We start from the raw sequence: 352 nt of genomic DNA on the forward strand, positions 1-352 counted from the left end.
GTAGTAGAAAAGGAGGATGTGGGATTCGAACCCACGCACGCTTTTACACGCCTGACGGTTTTCAAGACCGTTCCCTTCAGCCGGACTTGGGTAATCCTCCAATATATGGACCTTGTAGGACTTGAACCTACGACCGCTCGGTTATGAGCCGAGAGCTCTAACCAGCTGAGCTAAAGGTCCAGCAAACAAGAATATATAGCGGCGAAGGGGATCGAACCCCCGACCTCCCGGGTATGAACCGGACGCTCTAGCCAGCTGAGCTACACCGCCAAAATAATATAATCGGGAAGACAGGATTCGAACCTGCGACACCTTGGTCCCAAACCAAGTACTCTACCAAGCTGAGCTACTT

Annotated in this window: 3 tRNA genes; all 3 read right to left on the minus strand. The window is 51.7% G+C overall.

Annotation, left to right across the window (positions count from 1 at the left end):
* Positions 1-10: 10 nt before the first annotated feature.
* A tRNA-Ser gene (locus tag SST111_RS10150) sits at positions 11-100 on the minus strand.
* A gap of 6 nt (positions 101-106) precedes the next feature.
* A tRNA-Ile gene (locus SST111_RS10155) sits at positions 107-180 on the minus strand.
* 16 nt (positions 181-196) lie between these two features.
* Positions 197-270: transfer RNA gene (locus SST111_RS10160), tRNA-Met, on the minus strand.
* Positions 271-352 lie beyond the last annotated feature (82 nt).

Origin of the sequence: Streptococcus suis YS161, from assembly GCF_002760245.1 — a bacterium.
GTDB classification, from domain to species: Bacteria; Bacillota; Bacilli; order Lactobacillales; family Streptococcaceae; genus Streptococcus; species Streptococcus suis_I.